Below are 17547 nucleotides of genomic sequence, written 5' to 3' on the forward strand. Positions count from 1 at the left end.
GAAAGATGTTTATCATCGCTTGAATATTTTTAAAAAGCAAACGATAATCATCTTCTTAATTTTTCTTTTCGCCGATTTTCAATTGCAAGACCGGCGGCAGATTGCCGCCCTTTAACGGCCCAATAGTGGGCAAACGGGCGGAAAGTGCGTATTATAACGGTTATTACCTTACAGGGATATTGAATATTATGGAAAAATTCAGCAACATTGCGCAATTGAAAGACAGCGGTTTGAAAGTTACGGGTCCACGTTTGAAAATTTTGGACTTGTTCGAGACTCATGCCGAGGAGCATTTGAGTGCGGAAGATGTGTACCGTATCCTGTTGGAAGAGGGTGTGGAAATCGGTGTGGCGACGATTTACCGTGTGCTGACCCAGTTTGAACAGGCCGGCATTTTGCAACGCCACCATTTTGAAACCGGCAAAGCGGTTTACGAATTGGACAAAGGCGATCACCACGACCACATCGTCTGCGTGAAATGCGGCGAAGTAACCGAATTCCACAATCCGGAAATCGAAGCGCTGCAAGACAAAATCGCCGAAGAAAACGGCTACCGCATCGTCGACCACGCGCTGTATATGTACGGCGTATGCGGCGAATGCCAAACTAAAACCAAACGTTAATCAGTTTGTATGTTGATTTTTCAGACGGCCTTGGGCATTTTCAGCTTGAGGCCGTCTGAAACTTTATGGGCTTTACGATGAAGATTCCTTTTCTTGCGCCACGGGATTATCGTTTCCCTGACCCGTCTTACGCTTTGGCCGAATGTGACGGCTTGGTCGGCGTCAGCGGCGATTTGGATACGGGGCGGCTGCTGTCGGCGTATGGGCAGGGGATTTTTCCGTGGTTTAGCCGCGACGGTTGGTTTTTTTGGTATGCGGTTGCGCCGCGGGCCGTGATTGTGCCGGAAAGCCTGCATATAGGCCGTTCGCTCGCCAAAACTTTGCGTCACAAGCCGTATCGGGTAACGGTCAACCGCTGCTTTGAAAAAGTAATTGCCCATTGCGCCAATGTGCCGCGTCCGGAACAGGACGGAACGTGGATAGAACCAGCGTTTCAGACGGCCTATTTGAAGCTGCACCATCAGGGGCATGCGCATTCGTTTGAATGCTGGCTGCCGGATGAGCAAGGCGAAATGCAGTTGGCAGGCGGGTTTTACGGCGTGCAAATCGGCTGCGTGTTTTATGGCGAGTCGATGTTTGCCTTGCGTCCCGATGCGTCCAAGATTGCGTTTGCCTGCGCCGTCCCGTTTTTGGCGGATTTGGGTGTTGCGCTGATAGACTGTCAGCAGGATACCGAACATATGCGCCGTTTCGGTTCGCAGTTGATGGGTTTCGCCGACTTTCAGACGGCCTTGAAGGATTTGAATGCGAAACCGTTAAAGCGGAATATCGAATGCGGCGTGGTAGCTGAAAATCTGCTGCAAAAGATTGGTGGCAAAGATTGATTTATCGGCACGGCGTGTCGGCAGAATCAACAGTCTGAATATCGTGGCTGGGAAATTAGTTAGAAAATAAATGCGATTCCATTCACTTGAACAGGCCGTCTGAAAATCTTGTCTTAACCGAAATCCGGCCGTGTAACGCTCGGCGCTAATCATGTTAATAGCTGACGAAATCGCTTTTACATGGCAAAATAACGAGTTAAATATTTGTAATAGGGCGGCCTGAATAGGTTTCAGACGGCCCTGATCTCTTGAAGGAATCAACATGTCTTTGCAAAACATCATTGAAACGGCTTTTGAAAACCGTGCCGAAATCAATCCGAATACCGTTACCCCCGAAGTGCGTGAAGCGGTTTTGGAAACCATCAGCCAACTTGACTCCGGCAAACTGCGCGTTGCCGAGCGTCTGGGCGTGGGAGAATGGAAAGTCAATGAATGGGCGAAAAAAGCCGTATTGCTGTCTTTCCGCATTCAGGACAATGAAATCCTTAACGACGGTGTGAACAAATACTTCGACAAAGTGCCGACTAAATTTGCCGATTGGTCTGAAGACGAATTCCGCAGCGCAGGTTTCCGCGCAGTTCCGGGTGCGGTTGCCCGCCGCGGCAGCTTTGTAGCGAAAAATGTCGTGTTGATGCCTTCTTATGTCAATATCGGCGCATACGTTGACGAAGGTGCGATGGTCGATACTTGGGCGACTGTCGGTTCTTGCGCGCAAATCGGTAAAAATGTTCACTTGAGCGGCGGCGTCGGCATCGGCGGCGTACTCGAGCCTCTGCAAGCCAGCCCGACCATTATTGAAGACAACTGCTTCATCGGTGCGCGTTCTGAAATCGTCGAAGGCGTAATTGTCGAAGAAGGCAGCGTGATTTCTATGGGCGTGTTCATCGGTCAATCCACCAAAATCTTTGACCGTACGACCGGCGAAATCTATCAAGGCCGCGTACCGGCTGGTTCGGTTGTCGTATCTGGCAGCATGCCTTCCAAAGACGGCAGCCACAGCCTCTACTGCGCGGTTATCGTCAAACGCGTGGACGCGCAGACCCGTGCGAAAACCAGCGTAAACGAATTGTTGCGCAGTATTTAATCGGATAACGATGACGCCGGCTGGAGGTGGGTGGAAAAGCCTGCTTTACGGTCGGGTTTGAACATAAAACAGGCAGAATGTTCTGCCTGTTTTTTTATGGCTTAAAGGCCGTCTGAAACGATTTCAGACGGCCTTTTGTTTTTGATGATGGGTTCTTTAAGAGTAATCGAAGGGAGAGGGGTCCCTTGCCTGAAATTACGCTTTCGGCCAGTCGGCGCAATAGTATTGCCAATAGACTTCGATAAAAGGAATTTCGCCGTAATCGCACAACCACGGTTTGGCGCGTGTGGTGTAGTGGATAACGGGCGGAACAGTGTCAGGTTTGGGGAATACTTCGCCGAGATTTCGTTTTTGGAAATATTGGACTGCGCCGGTTTGGAAATTCCAAGATTCTTCCAATTGCAGCCAATTTTTTTGAAATACGGTGTTTAGAAAGCATTGGTCGCCGTAGGGAACGGATTTGTCAATGGTGGTAGCAGTTTGCAGCAGTTGCGCTGCGATATTCTGTTCCCGCCATTGCGCCAGGTCGACCAACAACATACCGGAATTGAAATAGGGCGTAGTGTGCAGGCCGGTTGGGTGATTCCATTCGGTACGGGCAAGAAAGGAGTCTTGTACCGCTGCAACGGGATAACCGCGCATATCGAGGTTGAACAAATCGTGTAGGGATTGGGTAACCACCATATCGCTGTCGAGATACAGGGCGCGGTCGACAGGCAGATGTTGCATCATCAGACGGAAAAATGCGGCATCCGAAATATGGGGTAGGCGGCGATATTGGCTGAAGTCCATCTCGATTTTGACATCATTCAGACGGCTGCCGCTGGCGGCGAGCTTTTGGTTGGTATAGTCGATCCATTCCCGCCTGAAGGTATTGTGCATGAGGTAGAAATTGACATTTGTGTTGTGTGTGCAGACGGATTTCATTAGGGTATGAACCTGCTCAGCATAGCCGGTATCGGCGGCAAGGACGATGGTAATGTTGCTCATTGGTTAAATTCCCTTTATTTGCAATGCCTTAAATTTTATCAGTCATTTTCTTGGGCTTGTGCGGTCGGTAAGGCGGCGTGGTCTTCGTTTTCCAACATGGCTTTTTCTAATAAATCGCGTTGCAGTTGCTTACCGGCTTTGATGCCCAATTTGCGCAGTTTTTCGGTGCTGCTGATGAGGTTGCCCCTGCCGGAAACCAAGCGGCCATAGGCCGTCTGAAACTGGGATTGAGCCTGACCGAGTGCTTTATTGATGCCGTCCATGCTTTCGACAAAACCGACAAATTTGTCATAGAGTTTGTTGCCTGCCTCGGCAATCGCCAGCGCGTTTTGGTTTTGCTGCTCGTTGCGCCAGATGTTGGCAACGGTGCGCAGGGTGGCAAGCAGGGTGCTGGGGCCGGTCAGCATGATGCGTTTGTCGAAACACTCTTGGAAGAGGTTTGGATCGTGTTGCAGGGCGAGGAGGTAGGCCGGTTCGACAGGGACGAACATAAAGACGAAGTCCAACGTTTTGACACCCTCAAGGTCGGTGTAATCCTTCGCTGCCAAGCTTTTGATGTGGGCGCGGATGCTGGCGACGTGGTTGGCAAGCTCGCGTTCTGCTTCTGCACCGGTGCTTTGCGTATAGCGGACGTAGGCGGTCAGCGATACTTTGGAGTCGATGACGATTTGTTTGTTGTCGGGCAGATTGATGAGCACATCGGGCTGGAGGCGGCGCTGGGTGCCGTCTGCTTCGTGGCGGACGCTGGAAGCTTGGACGATGTATTCGCGACCTTTTTGCAGGCCGGAATTTTCCAATACGCTTTCCAAAATCATCTCGCCCCAGTTGCCTTGGGTTTTGTTTTGCGTGCCGGTCAGCGCAGTGGTCAGCGCTTTGGCATCGTGGTGGAGCTGGGTGTTGAGTGTTTGCAGGCGTTTGAGCTCGTTTTCGATGGTCAAGCGCTCTTTGGCTTCTTTTTCATAAGTCTGCTGAACCAGCTCGCTGAAGCCGTGGATGCGTTCGTTGAGCGGATTGAGCAGTTGCTGGAGATGGTTGTGGTTTTGTTCGGTAAAGCGGCGGCTTTTCTCTTCCAGAATAGTGTTGGCGAGGTTTTGGAACTGGTCGCTTAGGTTTTTACGCGCATCTGCCAATAGAGCTAATTTTTCTTCGGCAGCCTGACGGTCTTTTTCCGATTGGGTGTTGAGGCGCTCGTTTTGGACTTGAAGCGCGTGGTTTTGCTCCAAAAGGGCGGCATATTCTTGTTTCAGACGGCCTTTTTCGGCTTCCTGTTGCTGTAAAAGACTGTTTTTGTCATCGATATTGGCTTTTTCTTGCGTCAGTTGAGTGGAGAGGCGTTCGTTTTGGACTTGCAGCGCATGGTTTTGCTCTAACAGTGTATCGTAGTCTTGTTTCAGACGGCCTTTTTCCGCTTCCTGTTGTTGCAAAAGCGTATTTTTATCCGCACTCAATGCCTGTTCTTGAGCTAGCTGCGTGTTTAGGCGTTCATTGTTGATTTGCAGGTTTTGCGCGCTTTGCTGCCATTTTGCACATTCGTGTTTTAAAACTTCGGCTTCGGCCTCGCAATCTTGCAGATAGGCAATCTGTTTTTCGGCTGCGGCAAAGCGGTTGCCCGTCTCCTGCAACTCGTCTTGCAATTCCTGCACGGTATGGCGGCTTTGCGCCAAATCCGCCGCAGTTTGAGCCTGCACCTGTTCGGCAAACTCATGCAGGCGGCGGCTTTCGGCCAATTCTTGCAAAACAATAAAGTGTCGGCTTTGGGCTTGGTAGCGTGTTATCAGCCAAGCAAACAGCGCGCCGATAAAAAATGCGGCCGCGCCGGTCAGAATTAGGGTGTTGTTCATGCTGGAAATAGTCAATACGAAGAATGTTTCACTATATCATATATTTGCAGCGCATTTTATGGTCGGATATGCGCTAGAAGCGTGTGTTTTCTTTAAAAGAAGCTATCAAAGATATTGGTTTTGACTAAATGAAGATTTGGTTTGTCAAAAAGATAGATTTATAACATTTTGAATTTAAAAATATATTTAATTTAGAGTGCAATTTTGCAACAAAAAAGGAGGGATTTTATGGGCGCAGAAAGATACGTTTGTAGTGTGTATGTAATTAAGACATCGGTGTCATTGAAAAAGACATCGGTGTCATTTTCAAAATAAAATATAAATTAACTAAAATCATCATTATGTATATTTTTAGTATTTTATATTTACGGAAAAATTGTATTAATTAACGATTAACACGGTATGATTCGTCCTGTCGGCAGCGCAGATGCCGGCAAAAAAAATGTATATGTTGTTAAATAACATTTTGTATCTATGAAAAAGGACTACTTAAAATGGGACATTTAATAACGCTTGCCGCCGCTTCTTTAATCGGTATGTCTGGAATATCGGCTTCTGCCATCGGCATCTCCCGTAATATCGAAACGGCCGTACACAAATAATTCAATTATAAACGAATCAATTACAATACCTTAGAAAACGCAACTTAGGCCGTTTTTCGGCCGACAGACAAGAAAGTGAGACAAACAATGAAAATTTTAATCAAACTGGCTGCAGCCTCTTTAATCGGTATGTCCGGCCTGACCGTCGGTGCAACCAATATCGCCCACAATATGGCTGATGCCGATAAATAAAAAATACACAACACACCCTTAGATACACAGAAAAGAGTTAAAATGAAAACATTAATCAAAATGGCTGCGGCTTCTTTGATCGGCATGTCCGGTTTGACAGTTGGAGCAACCAATATTGCAAAAAATATGGCAGAAGCTGCCAATAAATAAACGCAAGTGAAATTAAGCTTGTTTTGGTGATAAAAAAGGCCGTCTGAACATTCAGACGGCCTTTGTATCTGATGGCAAACCGTTTTATTTGCCGATACAGAAGCGCGAGAAAATCACGCCCAGCAAATCGTCGGCGGTGAATTCGCCGGTGATTTCGCTGCACGCGTTTTGGGCGAGGCGCAGGTGTTCGGCGAAAAGCTCGATTTGGTTGTTGTTACAGAGGGCGGCGTTTTCCAGCTCGGCTTCGGCTTCGGAGAGGGCGTTGAGGTGGCGGCTGCGGGCGAGGAACAGGCTTTCGCTTTCTCCCTGCCAACCAACTTCCTGCAAGAGCGCGTGTTTGAGCAAGTCGAGACCGGCGCCGGTTTTGGCGGACAGGCTGATAACGGTGTCCGCGCCGGTTTGCGCGAGGCTGTCTGAACGGACGGCGACGGGTTCGCCGGTCAGGTCGGCTTTGTTGTGGATTTCGATTTTTTTCAAACCTTCGGGCAGGCTGTTTAAAATCGCTTGGGTTTTGGCGTTCACGCCTTCGCGTGGGTCAATCAGAATCAGGGCGACATCGGCTTCGGAAACGGCTTTGCGGCTGCGCTCGATGCCGATTTGTTCGACTACGTCGTCGGTTTCGCGCAGGCCGGCGGTGTCGATGATGTGGACGGGCACGCCGTCGAGGGTAATTTGTTCGCGCACGGTGTCGCGGGTGGTGCCGGCGATGTCGGTTACGATGGCGATGTCGTCGCCAGCCAAGGCGTTGAGCAGGCTGGATTTGCCGACGTTGGGCGCGCCGACGAGGACAACGTTCATGCCTTCGCGCAAAATCGCGCCTTGTTCCGCACTGGCAAGCACGGTTTTCAGACGACCTTGCAGGGCTTGGAGCTTGCCGCGCGCGTCGGCGGCTTCGAGAAAGTCGATGTCTTCTTCGGGGAAGTCCAGCGTGGCTTCGACCAGCATCCGCAAAGTAATAAGGTCGTCCACCAGCTCGTGTATGTGTTGGGAAAATGCGCCTTTGAGTGAACGCAACGCCATGCGTGCGGCGGACTTGCTGGAGGCGTCGATGAGGTCGGCGACGCTTTCGGCTTGGGCAAGGTCGAGTTTGTTGTTGAGGAAGGCGCGTTTGGTAAATTCGCCCGGCTCCGCCATGCGCGCGCCCAGTTCGAGGCAGCGCGAGAGCAGCATGTCCATCACGATGGGGCCGCCGTGTCCCTGCAACTCAATCACATCTTCGCCGGTAAAGCTGGCTGGCGCGGCGAAGTAGAGCAGGATGCCGTTGTCTATCGGCTGTCCGTCGCCGCCGAGAAAGTCGGTGTAAAGCGCAGTACGCGGTTTGGGCGTTTTGCCGCCGCTGAGAGTTTGCGCCAAAGGCAGCAGGTTTTTGCCGGAAAGACGGATCACGCCGACTCCGCCGCGTCCGGGTGCGGTGGCGATGGCGGCAATGGTGGGTTGGATTGCGGACATGAGAACTCGCGTATAGGTAAATTTAATGTGCGTATTATAACAAAAGGCCGTCTGAAACTTTGGGTTTTGGGGTTTCAGACGACCTTTTTAGCAGATTGGCAATGTGGGCGTACTACTTGAACGGTTCAAGTATTTTTAATTTCCAAATCATCCGGTAGTAAGTCGTGTACGGAACAGTTTAAAGCAGAAGACAGTTGATATAGTTTATCAACCGTTATGTTGACCTCCCCCCTTTCTATTCTACCCATATAGCTTCTGTCTATATCGGCAAGTAAGGCTAAGCTTTCTTGGTTGATATTGGACTGTTTGCGGATTTCTCGGATTTTTATACCTATCAAAACACTGATTTTACTCATGAGATTTGTCTTCACAAATCTCAAAATATCCAATTTTGACGCTTATTTATCCACGGATTATAATCCGTATTTTTGGAAAATATCTAATGTGGAGAACGTTAAATGGCAAGTTATATTGAAAGCTCTTTAGGGCGAGGTGAACGTATTGTTTATAAAGCGCAAGTATCGTGGTTTTCCCAATTCTGGAGGATTTTTTTCGGTATCCTGCTGTTGATGTGGGTAATCGGTATCGTATTTATAGTGTTCGCGGTATTGAATGTAATGACAACCGAGCTTGCTTTAACTAACAAAAGGGTTATCGCTAAGTTTGGCTTTATCCGCCGGCAAACAATTGAGATAAATATCAACCGTATCGAAAGTATTTCGGTAAATCAAGGTTTTTGGGGCAGGATTTTCAATTATGGCTCCGTAGTGGTCAGAGGGACGGGCGGCAGTCATGCTCCGATTCCTTATATCGCCCGACCAATGGAGTTCCGTCAACAATTCAATGATTTTATAGATAACGAAATTGGTGGGGGCTCGAAAAATCAAATTGAATTAAAACCGCCTGCCGTTTGAGGTAGGTGGAAACGGTGGTTTTTGTTTTATATAGCCCAATTACTTTATTTTCGATACGCAATACCTATTGCCGTCATTTCCGCGCAGGTGGGACTGACGAGGTTGGAAGCCTTGAAATATCGGAAGTTAGTTATGTTTGCTATAGCAAAATTGTAATTAAATATTTATTTCTATCGATCCGAATATGAAAAGGCCGTCTGAAACTTTGGGTTTCAGACGGCCTTTAAATTAAGATGATTAAACGGCGGCGACGGTAAAGCGTTCAAACAAATGCGCTTTGTTTTCCACATCGTCGGCGATGGCGACTGCCAAATCGGCCACACTGATGCCTGCCAGAATTTCACCGTCCATCAGCAAATCGTCTTTACCCAAGCGGTATTTGCCGGTTTTGTCTTCGCTGAAACCGCCGTCCGCGCCCAGTCGTGCCGGAGGGGAAACGAAAGACCAATTCACGTCGCGGCGCGGCAGGAGTTCTGCCAAAAGATGGCGTGCGGCATTGGCGCCGTCGAAAATTTCTTTCGGGAAGTCGGGCGTATCGATAACTTGCAAACCGGGTGCCACATACAGGCTGCCCGCGCCGCCGACGACCAATAAATAAGGCACTTGTGCTGCTTTTGCCGCTTCAACGATGCTGTTTGCGCCGTGTGTGAAATCTGCGCCGATGTTGGGATTGGTCCAGCCCGGGTTGAACGCGCTGACTACGGCATCAAAACCGGCCAGTTTGTCGGCAAAATCTGCTGCGTTGACATCTGCGGAGACTGCGGCAACATTTTGCGCTTGGAACACTTTGTCTGTGTTGCGGGCGAAAGCGGTTACTTTATGACCGCGGCCTGCTAATTCTTGAACGACTGCGTTGCCGACATAACCTGTTGCACCGATAACTGCGATTTTCATATTTAACTCCTTGTGGGGATGTGATTGATTAGATAAGTGCATTGTAAGGCCGTCTGAAACGCTTGATAATCCCTGATTTACTGTTATTATTGTGAAGTTAAACTAAACAATTATTTCTAAATGCAAGACATCAAACCCCTGCTTGTTTTCGCTACCGTCCTTGAACACGGCAGCATGAACGCCGCTGCGGCCGCGTTGGGCATGACGCCGTCTGCCGTCAGCCAGCACATCAACCGCCTCGAAACCCTGCACGGCATCAAGCTGTTAAACCGCAGCACGCGCAGCCTTGCGCCTACCGATGCCGGCCGCGCCTTGGGCGAATACTGCCGCCGCCTAGCCACCACCCTTGCCGATACGCGTACCGTTATCGACAATCTGAAGACCGAACCCGTCGGCAAATTGCGCATTTCCCTGACTTCCTGCGTCATCGGTTCCCGCGCTTTTCAGACGGCGTTTGCAAGATTGCAAACCGAGTTCCCAAAAATCCGTCCTGTCCTTAATTTCAGCGATACTTTGGACGACCTGCAACACAATCAGACCGACATCGCTATACGCGGTGGCGACCGTGCTTTGGACGATCCCAACTTGGTTGCGCGCCATCTCGTGACGTGGCCGTACATGATTTGCGCCGCGCCCGATTATCTCGACCGGTATCCGCCCATTACCCATCCCGCGCAGCTTCATACCCATCGCTGGCTGCACTTCCTGCCCGTCCGCACGACCTTGCAAAACGGTGAAGAAAGCTATTTCCTCGACGTCGCCGACAGCATTGCCTGTACGCATCTTGCCGCTGTGTGTAGTCTGACCGAAAGCGGATTTGGTTTGTCTTTACAAGTGGGCGGCGAAGTGAGGGAGAAAATTGCACAAGGCCGTCTGAAAGCGGTTTTGCCTGAATGGACATTACCACCGGTCAGCCTTTATTTGGTAACGCCTTATCGTGTGCAGTCTGCCAAAACCGAGGCTGCCGTGCGCATTTTTACCGAGAGTTTTGCCAAGGAAGGGGATTTATGAACGCGGAAAATTGGAGCGTTTATCTGATTTTGTGCGAAAACGGCGCGTTTTATTGCGGCATCAGCAACCGTCCGCAAGAGCGATTTGCGGCGCATTTGTCAGGAAAAGGCGCGAAATACACGCGTTTAAACAAGCCTGTCGAGATGCGCATCGTTTCAGACGGCCTCTCCAAAAGTGAAGCACTGAAACGGGAAATCGGCATTAAGAAATTGACGGCAGAGCAGAAGCGGGGATTGTGGGCGGAAGCTGAAACATTGGCAAAAGGTTAATGGCGGCAATGGATTAAATTGTAGTCGGGATATGGATAACTACATAAACAAGTAAGCCTGCTGGTGTCTTTTGCATAGGCAATCGGCAAATGTTTATTGACATGATTCAAAAAGGCCGTCTGAAACCTGATTGGGGTTCAGACGGCCTTTTTAGGATAAGAGGCGGTTTAATGCTTATGGTATTATCTGGAAAGTTTGTAAAAAATTGAATTTAAAAAGAAACATTAAGATTCAAGAGTATAACTGATTGAACAATAAAATGAAAATTATCACGCCAAATGACAAATGGGCGTGGATTTCTATCTGAGTAGAGGTGTGGTGTCAATATGTTTTTCCTGTTTTTGTGACAAAATCTGATTTATGCCAATATTTATTATAGTGTAGGTCGAAGGTATTAGTTTCTATGCTAGAATTTTTAAGCTGTTTATATAAAACAGTGATTTAAACTAAAACTAAGGAAAGACAGAACATGAACAAATTACTGATTGCCGTAATGATGATGGCTGGTTTGACAGCTTGTTCCCAAGAGGCTAAACAGGAGACTCAAGAGACTGCTCAAACCGTTGCATCTGAAGTTAAAAACGAAGTTGCTTCTGCTGCCGATGCTACTGCATCTGCCGCTCAAGAAGCTGCCGATAAAGTCGAAGCCGCTGCCGACAAAGCAGAGGAAGCCGCTAAACCTGAAGAAGCTGCCAAGCCTGAAGAGAAAACCGAAGCGCCTGCCGCTGAAGCCAAGCCTGCCGAATCCGCCAAAGTGGACGGCAAAGCTGTTTTTGAAGCGAACTGTAAAGCATGCCACAGCGGCTTGATTCCCGGCGCTCCGGCCGTAGGCAAAAAAGAAGACTGGGCGCCTCGCATTAAACAAGGTAAAGACACCTTGCACAAACACGCCCTCGAAGGTTTCAATTCCATGCCTGCCAAAGGCGGCAACGGCAGCTTAAGCGACGACGAAGTGAAAGCCGCAGTTGACTACATGGCCAACGAATCCGGCGCTAAATTCTAAATCATGCTGATTGAAACGCACCTTGCCACAAGGTGCGTTTTTTATGGGCAGGCGGATGAAAGTTGAAATAGGGCCGATAAACAGGCAAAGGCCGTCTGAAACATTTTATTTTGAAGCACAATCAGCTAAAATCAGGCGAATGATTTTATGCAGGAGCAAACCATGAGCAATCAACACGACAACGTAGATGCCGGCGAAATCGCCAAGTTCAGCCAAATCGCCGACAAATGGTGGGATAAAAACGGCGAATTCAAGCCCCTGCATGACATCAACCCCTTGCGCCTCGACTATATCGACGGCTATGCCGGATTGGCAGGTAAACGCGTGCTGGATGTAGGCTGCGGCGGCGGCATTTTGTCGGAAAGCATGGCCAAACGTGGCGCAGAACACGTTACCGGCATCGATATGGCGGAAAAATCCCTGCAAACCGCCACAGCCCATGCGGCCGCTCAACACGTTGCCAATATCGATTACCGCTGCATCCGCGTTGAAGACCTCGCCGCTGAGCAGCCGCACAGCTTCGATGTGGTAACGTGTATGGAAATGATGGAACACGTTCCCGATCCGTCCGCCATCGTTCAGGCTTGCGCGAAACTGGTCAAACCCGACGGTATGGTGTTTTTTTCCACCATCAACCGCAATCCCAAATCTTATCTGCATCTGATTATCGGTGCGGAATATCTGTTGAAATTCGTCCCCAAAGGCACGCACGACTGGAAAAAATTCATCACGCCGGCAGAACTTGCGCGCATGTGCCGCCAAGCCGGATTGGATACCGTCGGCAGCAAGGGCATGACCTACAATTTATTGAGCGGCCGTTATTCCCTGTGCGACTCAACCGAGGTCAACTATATGGTTGCCTGCCGTCCGGCGTAAAGTTCAACTGATAAAACACACGGGCTTGCCCGATATTTGAAACGGTATGCCGAAAGCAACTTGATTCAAATATCGGTAAGGCAAATCAGACCGTCTGAAAAGAAAAAAGGCATGTTCGATATATGCCTTTTTTGTATGGGCAGTACAGTTGTCACCCTTATTCCGTCCAAGACGAATACGGATGTTTGCTCAGATACGCATTGGTGAATTTACCGTCTGACGTGATTTCCTTGCCCAGCCAAGACGGTTTGGGAAATTCGGTATCTTCAGACGGCAATTCGATTTCCGCCACAATCAAGGGTGCATTGTCGCCAAAATATTCGTCGATTTCATACACAAAGCCTTCAAATTCGACCCGATAGCGGTATTTTTCCATTTTAAACGGACACATGTCCGCCATCATCGCTTGCGCGTGAGCCAGCGGGATTTCGTATTCAAACTCGCTGCGCGTCATGTCGGAAATATAGCCTTTCAGGGTCAGCCAGGCTTGCGAACCGATAATCCGCACACGGATGGTGCGCTCTTTTTCCACACTCAAATAGCCCTGTTGCAACACCAGCGGCTCGCTTGCCGCTTCGCGCCAACTGTCATCCGCCAGCAAAAAGCGGCGTTCGATTTCGACCGTCATGAATTCTTTCCTTATTTACCAAACAGGCCGTCTGAAGATTAAAACGGCTTGAAAACCACCATATAAAGCGCGGCCACCATCATCAATACGGGGAGTTCGTTGAATACCCGATACCAGCGGTGCGAATACACATTGCTGCCGTTTTGAAAACGGCGCAGCAGCAGGCCGCAATAAAGCTGATAAGCCAAGAGCAGCAGGCCGCACAATAATTTAACCGCCAGCCAGCCGTTGCCCCACCAATTATTTACAAACCCGATGGCCGCGCCAAATATCAGCGTTCCCCAGCCCAAAGGCGACATAAAGCGGTACAGCCGCCGCGACATATCCGTCAGCCGTACATATTCCACGCTGCCGGGCTCTAATTGCGCCAGATTCACATAAATCCGCGGCAGATAAAACAGTCCGGCAAACCAAGAAATTACAAAAAATACATGCAGCAGCTTAAACCACAAATACATTTCAGACGGCCTCAAAACCTAAAACCATTATTTTATCCGCAATACGGCCCGAGCCAAAACAAAATAGTCAAAACAATCCGATTTAGTGCCCCGCAACAATGTGTTGCAGGCATGATTTTACTCAAAAGCCAAATTGTAAATTTCGCAACAATATGCAAGTTGAGATATGCACGATGCAAAAAACTTGTTAAAATCCTATGCTATTTAATTATAAAAACATTATGGACGGAAAACATGAAACAATTTGAAATCAGCAACAGCGTCAGGAAAGAGCTTAGCAACTACCTGAATACGCACAATCTAAACCTCAAAGCCGCCATGGACAACGAAACAACCAATGGCGAAGTCGCGGCCATCGTTCACGCAGGATTGCCAGCGATGATTCGGAAAATCTATTCTTTGGAAAAAATGAAAACCTTTTTCTGGACAAAAAAAGATTTGATGATGGAATTTATCAATATGCGCTTGGATGCCGGCGATAAAAAGGGCAAAAACTAATTTTAACGATGGGCAGGGGGAGATAGGGGTTTGAAATGCGTGCTTCAGTTTCTTCCGAAAAAATTGTTAGAGATTGGACGTATTTATTGTTCCTCATTAATTGTGCCAACCGAAAGGCCGTCTGAAATATTTCAGACGGCCTTTAACTTTGAATCAGCAACCGTTCTGTTTAAAACGGCGGATTTTCAAATCAAGCAGCGTTGTCGAAACCGCTGTGGCGGAGCAGGGCATCCAGGCTTGGTTCGCGGCCGCGGAAGGCTTTGAAGGATTCGGCTGCGTTGCGCGAACCGCCGACGGCCAGTATTTCTTTCCAGAAGCGGCGGCCTGTTTCGGCAACATCGTCGCTTTCTTCAAAAGCGGCGTAAGCGTCTGCGCTCAAAACTTCCGCCCATGCGTAGCTGTAATAGCCTGCGGAGTAGCCGCCGGCGAAGATGTGGCTGAAGCTCAAGGCAAAGCGGTTGTATGCCGGCGGTTGGGTCACGGCGACTTCTTGGCGCACTTTGTCCAAGATTTGCGGCCATTCTTTCAGACGGCCTTCATCTTCCTGATGGTAGATTTCCATGTCGAAGAGGGCAAATTCCATTTGACGGACGAGGAACATACCGCGTTGGAAGTTTTTAGCCGCGTGCATTTTGTCGAACAGCTCTTTCGGTAATACCGCGCCGGTTTCTTCGTGCGAGGACATTTGCGCCAATACGTCGTATTCCCAAACGAAGTTTTCCATGAATTGGCTGGGCAGCTCGACCGCGTCCCATTCGACGCCGTTGATGCCGGATACGCCCACTTCGTCAACTTGGGTCAACAAGTGGTGCAGGCCGTGGCCGGTTTCGTGGAAGAGGGTGATGATTTCGTCGTGGCTCAAACGCGCCTCTTTGTCGCCAACAGGCGGGGTGAAGTTGCAGACGAGGTAGGCGGTCGGCAGTTGCAGCGTACCGTCGGCGAAACGGCGGCGGCTTTTGTAGCCGTCCATCCATGCGCCGCCGCGCTTGCCTTCGCGTGCGTACAAGTCCATGTAAACGCCACCGATAGTTTGGCCATCTTGTTTCAGCTCAAAATAGCGCACGTCTTTGTGCCAAACGGGAACGGTTTTTTCAGCCAGCTCGATGCCGTAGAGTTTTTTGATTTGGGCAAACAGGCCTGCCAATACTTTGCTGATAGGGAAGTATTTTTTCACTTCGGTTTCGCTGAAGGCGTATTTGGCTTGGCGCAGTTTTTCGGCGGCGTAGCTCAAATCCCAAGATTGCGGATCTTCGATATTCAGGCTCTCGCGTGCAAAGGCTTTGATTTCGGCGAAATCTTTTTCGGCAAACGGTTTGGCGCGGCGGGCAAGGTCGTGCAGGAAGTTTAAAACCTGTTCGGGCGTATCCGCCATTTTGGTTGCCAGAGACAGCTCGGCGTAGTTTTTGAAGCCGAGCAGTTTAGCGGTTTTCAGCGCGTTTGCGAGGGTTTGTTCGACGTTGGCCGTGTTGTCGAATTTGCCTTCGTCAGACAATTCGCTGGCACGGGTAACGTAGGCACGGTAGATTTGTTCGCGCAGTTCGCGGTTGTCGGCGTATTGGATAACGGCGAGGTAGTGCGGAATCTGCAGGCCGATTTTGTAGCCTGTTTTGCCTTCGCTTTGCGCAGCGGCGGCAAACATGGCGATAGAGTCTTCGGGAATGCCGGCAAGCGGCGCGGCATCGTCAAAGTAAATGCCGAAAGCGTCGGTCGCGTCTTGGACGTTTTGTGCGAATTTGGCACCCAGTTGCGCGCCTTCGGTTTGCAGTTGCGCCAGTTCTGCCTGCTGTTCGGGCGGTAATTCGGCACCGCTGAGGACGAAGTCGCGCAAGTCGTGGTTGAGCTTGGTTTGCTGCGCAGGGGAGAGGGTGTCGAATTCGGCAGAATTTTTGATGATTTTGAAGCGGTTGTACAATTCGATGTCTTGACCGATTTCGGTAAAGAAAATGGTGATTTCAGGCATCAATTCGTTGTATACGGCACGCAATTCGGGCGTATCGACCACGGAGTTGAGATGGGAAACCACGCTCCAAATACGGCCGACGCGTTCGGTAATGTCGGTCAGTTTTTCGACGGTATTTGCCCAGTCGGTGTGCGTTTGCGCTTTGATGGCGGCGATTTGTTCACGTGCTTCGGCAATGGCGGTTTGCAGGGCGGGTTTGATGTCTTCGGTTTTGATTTGGTCGAAACGGGGTTCTTCTCCCAAGTGGAGCAGGACGTTGTCGCTCATATGGTTTCTCCTGAATAAGATGGATTCAGACGGCCTTGTGGCCGTCTGAAAAGAAAACGATAGGCGTTATATGGTGGCAGACAGGCAGAATTAAAGTGTTCCGTCTGTCTATCAGCCAATTTTATTCTGCGCCGCGCGGATTGGCGTGTAATGGCGCAGCCAGCTCGAGGCGCATCGGTGTGCCTTTCGGGGCGAATACGGCATTGGCAACATTAGTTTGCAGGGATTCAGCAAATGAGCCGCAATACACTTTTGCACCTTGGTGGGTCAGGTTGGATTGTACATCGACGTACACTTCGCCGCCGATTTGACGCCAGAGGTGGCAGAAGGTGTAATCTTCGGACAGGTAGCGTTTGCTTTTCGGATCAACCATGCAGTCGAAGAAGCGGTAGTGTAGGCCTTTGTCTTCTCTGTTGTAGTCACTGTCGGAGATGTAGTTCAACTCGGGGTAGGCTGCCATCATTTTTTCAAATACGCTGCGCTTGATAACCATAAAGCCGGTTGGCGCGTCATGGACTTTCATAAAACCGTCTTCATCGACTTTCAGTACGATTTCACCGTTTTCATTTTTTTCGCTGGTGTTGACGGTATAAGAAGTGTACATGCGCTCGAAGTCGGCTTGAGTCGTGCCGGCCGGAACACCTTCTTCAGGCCAGTTGTCGCGTTTGAGCGGGTAAATGCCTGCCACAACGTCTTTGTCGGCCAAAAGCAGACGGTAGAATGAATCGGGAGAGAAGCCGATGTCGGAGTCAATCCAAAATAAATGCGTCCATTCTTTGTTTTCTAAGAATGTGGCCACGCAGTTGTTGCGCGCGCGCGTAATCAGGCTCTCGCCGCGCTGCATCATCACTTGAAGCGGCAGGCCGTGTGAGGCGTTGGTGTGGACGATGTTCAGAAGTGAGAGGGTGTAGTTGTGGAAATATTTGCCGTCATGGCTGGGGGTCATGATTACAGGGTACATTTCGGCAAGGGCTGATTCTGGCAACATGAGTTTTCCTTATTGTTGATTGTGAA

General features: G+C 49.6%; 18 protein-coding genes. 9 read left to right on the forward strand and 9 right to left on the reverse strand.

What is annotated here, in order from left to right; translation table 11 throughout:
- Positions 1 to 125: 125 nt before the first annotated feature.
- The 3 genes from fur (at position 126) to dapD (ending at position 2531) form a co-directional block, all read left to right on the forward strand.
- Entirely contained in the window at positions 126 to 623 is a 498-nt protein-coding gene (gene fur, locus ACTHTU_RS04755) for a ferric iron uptake transcriptional regulator (RefSeq protein ID WP_003682812.1), read from the forward strand.
- A 77-nt stretch (positions 624 to 700) separates the two neighbouring features.
- Complete coding sequence (aat, locus tag ACTHTU_RS04760; RefSeq protein ID WP_440361912.1) at positions 701 to 1447, forward strand: leucyl/phenylalanyl-tRNA--protein transferase; 747 nt, start codon at positions 701 to 703, stop codon at positions 1445 to 1447.
- Positions 1448 to 1709: 262 nt separating this feature from the next.
- On the forward strand, positions 1710 to 2531 hold the full coding sequence (dapD, locus tag ACTHTU_RS04765; protein ID WP_440361913.1) for a 2,3,4,5-tetrahydropyridine-2,6-dicarboxylate N-succinyltransferase: 822 nt from the start codon (positions 1710 to 1712) through the stop codon (positions 2529 to 2531).
- A 195-nt stretch (positions 2532 to 2726) separates the two neighbouring features.
- On the opposite strand, the gene ACTHTU_RS04770 is transcribed toward dapD, so the two are convergent.
- The 4 genes from ACTHTU_RS04770 to ACTHTU_RS04785 form a co-directional block, all read right to left on the reverse strand.
- Positions 2727 to 3521 (reverse strand): glycosyltransferase family 8 protein, encoded by a 795-nt coding sequence (locus ACTHTU_RS04770; protein ID WP_440361914.1) that lies wholly within the window; start codon positions 3519 to 3521, stop codon positions 2727 to 2729.
- A 38-nt stretch (positions 3522 to 3559) separates the two neighbouring features.
- Positions 3560 to 5362: a DNA recombination protein RmuC gene (rmuC, locus tag ACTHTU_RS04775; protein WP_440361915.1), complete on the reverse strand. Its 1803-nt coding sequence runs from the start codon at positions 5360 to 5362 to the stop codon at positions 3560 to 3562.
- 1028 nt (positions 5363 to 6390) lie between these two features.
- Positions 6391 to 7755: a tRNA uridine-5-carboxymethylaminomethyl(34) synthesis GTPase MnmE gene (mnmE, locus tag ACTHTU_RS04780; RefSeq protein ID WP_440361916.1), complete on the reverse strand. Its 1365-nt coding sequence runs from the start codon at positions 7753 to 7755 to the stop codon at positions 6391 to 6393.
- Between the two features lie 125 nt (positions 7756 to 7880).
- A complete protein-coding gene (locus tag ACTHTU_RS04785; RefSeq protein WP_049344313.1) occupies positions 7881 to 8111 on the reverse strand; it encodes a helix-turn-helix domain-containing protein in 231 nt (76 codons plus the stop codon).
- A 102-nt stretch (positions 8112 to 8213) separates the two neighbouring features.
- Here ACTHTU_RS04785 and ACTHTU_RS04790 point away from each other — a divergent pair, with 102 nt between their 5' ends.
- Positions 8214 to 8669: a PH domain-containing protein gene (locus ACTHTU_RS04790; RefSeq protein WP_049344311.1), complete on the forward strand. Its 456-nt coding sequence runs from the start codon at positions 8214 to 8216 to the stop codon at positions 8667 to 8669.
- 237 nt (positions 8670 to 8906) lie between these two features.
- Here ACTHTU_RS04790 and ACTHTU_RS04795 read toward each other — a convergent pair whose 3' ends face one another.
- Positions 8907 to 9563 (reverse strand): NAD(P)-dependent oxidoreductase, encoded by a 657-nt coding sequence (locus ACTHTU_RS04795; RefSeq protein ID WP_440361917.1) that lies wholly within the window; start codon positions 9561 to 9563, stop codon positions 8907 to 8909.
- A gap of 120 nt (positions 9564 to 9683) precedes the next feature.
- Between ACTHTU_RS04795 and ACTHTU_RS04800 the strand changes: the two genes are divergently transcribed.
- The 4 genes from ACTHTU_RS04800 to ubiG all read left to right on the forward strand — a co-directional run bounded on the left by ACTHTU_RS04800 (position 9684) and on the right by ubiG (position 12722).
- Entirely contained in the window at positions 9684 to 10574 is an 891-nt protein-coding gene (locus tag ACTHTU_RS04800; RefSeq protein WP_440361918.1) for a LysR family transcriptional regulator, read from the forward strand.
- Positions 10571 to 10843 (forward strand): GIY-YIG nuclease family protein, encoded by a 273-nt coding sequence (locus ACTHTU_RS04805; protein WP_440361919.1) that lies wholly within the window; start codon positions 10571 to 10573, stop codon positions 10841 to 10843. Before ACTHTU_RS04800 ends, ACTHTU_RS04805 begins: the two co-directional genes overlap by 4 nt.
- A 469-nt stretch (positions 10844 to 11312) precedes the next feature.
- Complete coding sequence (locus ACTHTU_RS04810; RefSeq protein WP_440361920.1) at positions 11313 to 11846, forward strand: c-type cytochrome; 534 nt, start codon at positions 11313 to 11315, stop codon at positions 11844 to 11846.
- Positions 11847 to 12008: 162 nt separating this feature from the next.
- On the forward strand, positions 12009 to 12722 hold the full coding sequence (gene ubiG / locus ACTHTU_RS04815) for a bifunctional 2-polyprenyl-6-hydroxyphenol methylase/3-demethylubiquinol 3-O-methyltransferase UbiG (RefSeq protein WP_440361921.1): 714 nt from the start codon (positions 12009 to 12011) through the stop codon (positions 12720 to 12722).
- A gap of 157 nt (positions 12723 to 12879) precedes the next feature.
- Here the strand turns inward: ubiG and ACTHTU_RS04820 are convergent, their stop codons facing one another.
- Both ACTHTU_RS04820 and ACTHTU_RS04825 read right to left on the reverse strand, forming a co-directional pair.
- The gene (locus ACTHTU_RS04820) at positions 12880 to 13350 is read right to left on the reverse strand and encodes a CYTH domain-containing protein (RefSeq protein WP_070765232.1); all 471 of its coding nucleotides are present in this window, start codon (positions 13348 to 13350) and stop codon (positions 12880 to 12882) included.
- 38 nt (positions 13351 to 13388) lie between these two features.
- On the reverse strand, positions 13389 to 13808 hold the full coding sequence (locus tag ACTHTU_RS04825; protein ID WP_003681587.1) for a CopD family protein: 420 nt from the start codon (positions 13806 to 13808) through the stop codon (positions 13389 to 13391).
- A gap of 234 nt (positions 13809 to 14042) precedes the next feature.
- Between ACTHTU_RS04825 and ACTHTU_RS04830 the strand changes: the two genes are divergently transcribed.
- A complete protein-coding gene (locus ACTHTU_RS04830) occupies positions 14043 to 14306 on the forward strand; it encodes a hypothetical protein (RefSeq protein ID WP_049350787.1) in 264 nt (87 codons plus the stop codon).
- A gap of 190 nt (positions 14307 to 14496) precedes the next feature.
- Here the strand turns inward: ACTHTU_RS04830 and ACTHTU_RS04835 are convergent, their stop codons facing one another.
- Positions 14497 to 16533, reverse strand: a complete 2037-nt coding sequence (locus ACTHTU_RS04835) for a M3 family metallopeptidase (protein ID WP_440361922.1) — start codon at positions 16531 to 16533, stop codon at positions 14497 to 14499.
- A gap of 121 nt (positions 16534 to 16654) precedes the next feature.
- Positions 16655 to 17521 carry a hypothetical protein gene (locus ACTHTU_RS04840; protein ID WP_107867853.1) on the reverse strand — a complete coding sequence of 289 codons (867 nt, stop codon included), beginning with the start codon at positions 17519 to 17521 and terminating at the stop codon, positions 16655 to 16657.
- Positions 17522 to 17547 lie beyond the last annotated feature (26 nt).

The organism is Neisseria sp. P0020.S005 (assembly GCF_051957055.1).
In the GTDB taxonomy this organism is placed as follows: domain Bacteria; phylum Pseudomonadota; class Gammaproteobacteria; order Burkholderiales; family Neisseriaceae; genus Neisseria; species Neisseria subflava_A.

Excerpts from the sequence above, each read along its gene's own strand:
- aat (WP_440361912.1), top strand. The coding sequence starts at position 701 with ATGAAGATTCCTTTTCTTGCGCCACGGGATTATCGTTTCCCTGACCCG.
- dapD (WP_440361913.1), top strand. The coding sequence starts at position 1,710 with ATGTCTTTGCAAAACATCATTGAAACGGCTTTTGAAAACCGTGCCGAA.
- ACTHTU_RS04770 (WP_440361914.1), bottom strand. The coding sequence starts at position 3,521 with ATGAGCAACATTACCATCGTCCTTGCCGCCGATACCGGCTATGCTGAG.
- rmuC (WP_440361915.1), bottom strand. The coding sequence starts at position 5,362 with ATGAACAACACCCTAATTCTGACCGGCGCGGCCGCATTTTTTATCGGC.
- mnmE (WP_440361916.1), bottom strand. The coding sequence starts at position 7,755 with ATGTCCGCAATCCAACCCACCATTGCCGCCATCGCCACCGCACCCGGA.
- ACTHTU_RS04785 (WP_049344313.1), bottom strand. The coding sequence starts at position 8,111 with ATGAGTAAAATCAGTGTTTTGATAGGTATAAAAATCCGAGAAATCCGC.
- ACTHTU_RS04790 (WP_049344311.1), top strand. The coding sequence starts at position 8,214 with ATGGCAAGTTATATTGAAAGCTCTTTAGGGCGAGGTGAACGTATTGTT.
- ACTHTU_RS04795 (WP_440361917.1), bottom strand. The coding sequence starts at position 9,563 with ATGAAAATCGCAGTTATCGGTGCAACAGGTTATGTCGGCAACGCAGTC.
- ACTHTU_RS04800 (WP_440361918.1), top strand. The coding sequence starts at position 9,684 with ATGCAAGACATCAAACCCCTGCTTGTTTTCGCTACCGTCCTTGAACAC.
- ACTHTU_RS04805 (WP_440361919.1), top strand. The coding sequence starts at position 10,571 with ATGAACGCGGAAAATTGGAGCGTTTATCTGATTTTGTGCGAAAACGGC.
- ACTHTU_RS04810 (WP_440361920.1), top strand. The coding sequence starts at position 11,313 with ATGAACAAATTACTGATTGCCGTAATGATGATGGCTGGTTTGACAGCT.
- ubiG (WP_440361921.1), top strand. The coding sequence starts at position 12,009 with ATGAGCAATCAACACGACAACGTAGATGCCGGCGAAATCGCCAAGTTC.
- ACTHTU_RS04820 (WP_070765232.1), bottom strand. The coding sequence starts at position 13,350 with ATGACGGTCGAAATCGAACGCCGCTTTTTGCTGGCGGATGACAGTTGG.
- ACTHTU_RS04825 (WP_003681587.1), bottom strand. The coding sequence starts at position 13,808 with ATGTATTTGTGGTTTAAGCTGCTGCATGTATTTTTTGTAATTTCTTGG.
- ACTHTU_RS04830 (WP_049350787.1), top strand. The coding sequence starts at position 14,043 with ATGAAACAATTTGAAATCAGCAACAGCGTCAGGAAAGAGCTTAGCAAC.
- ACTHTU_RS04835 (WP_440361922.1), bottom strand. The coding sequence starts at position 16,533 with ATGAGCGACAACGTCCTGCTCCACTTGGGAGAAGAACCCCGTTTCGAC.
- ACTHTU_RS04840 (WP_107867853.1), bottom strand. The coding sequence starts at position 17,521 with ATGTTGCCAGAATCAGCCCTTGCCGAAATGTACCCTGTAATCATGACC.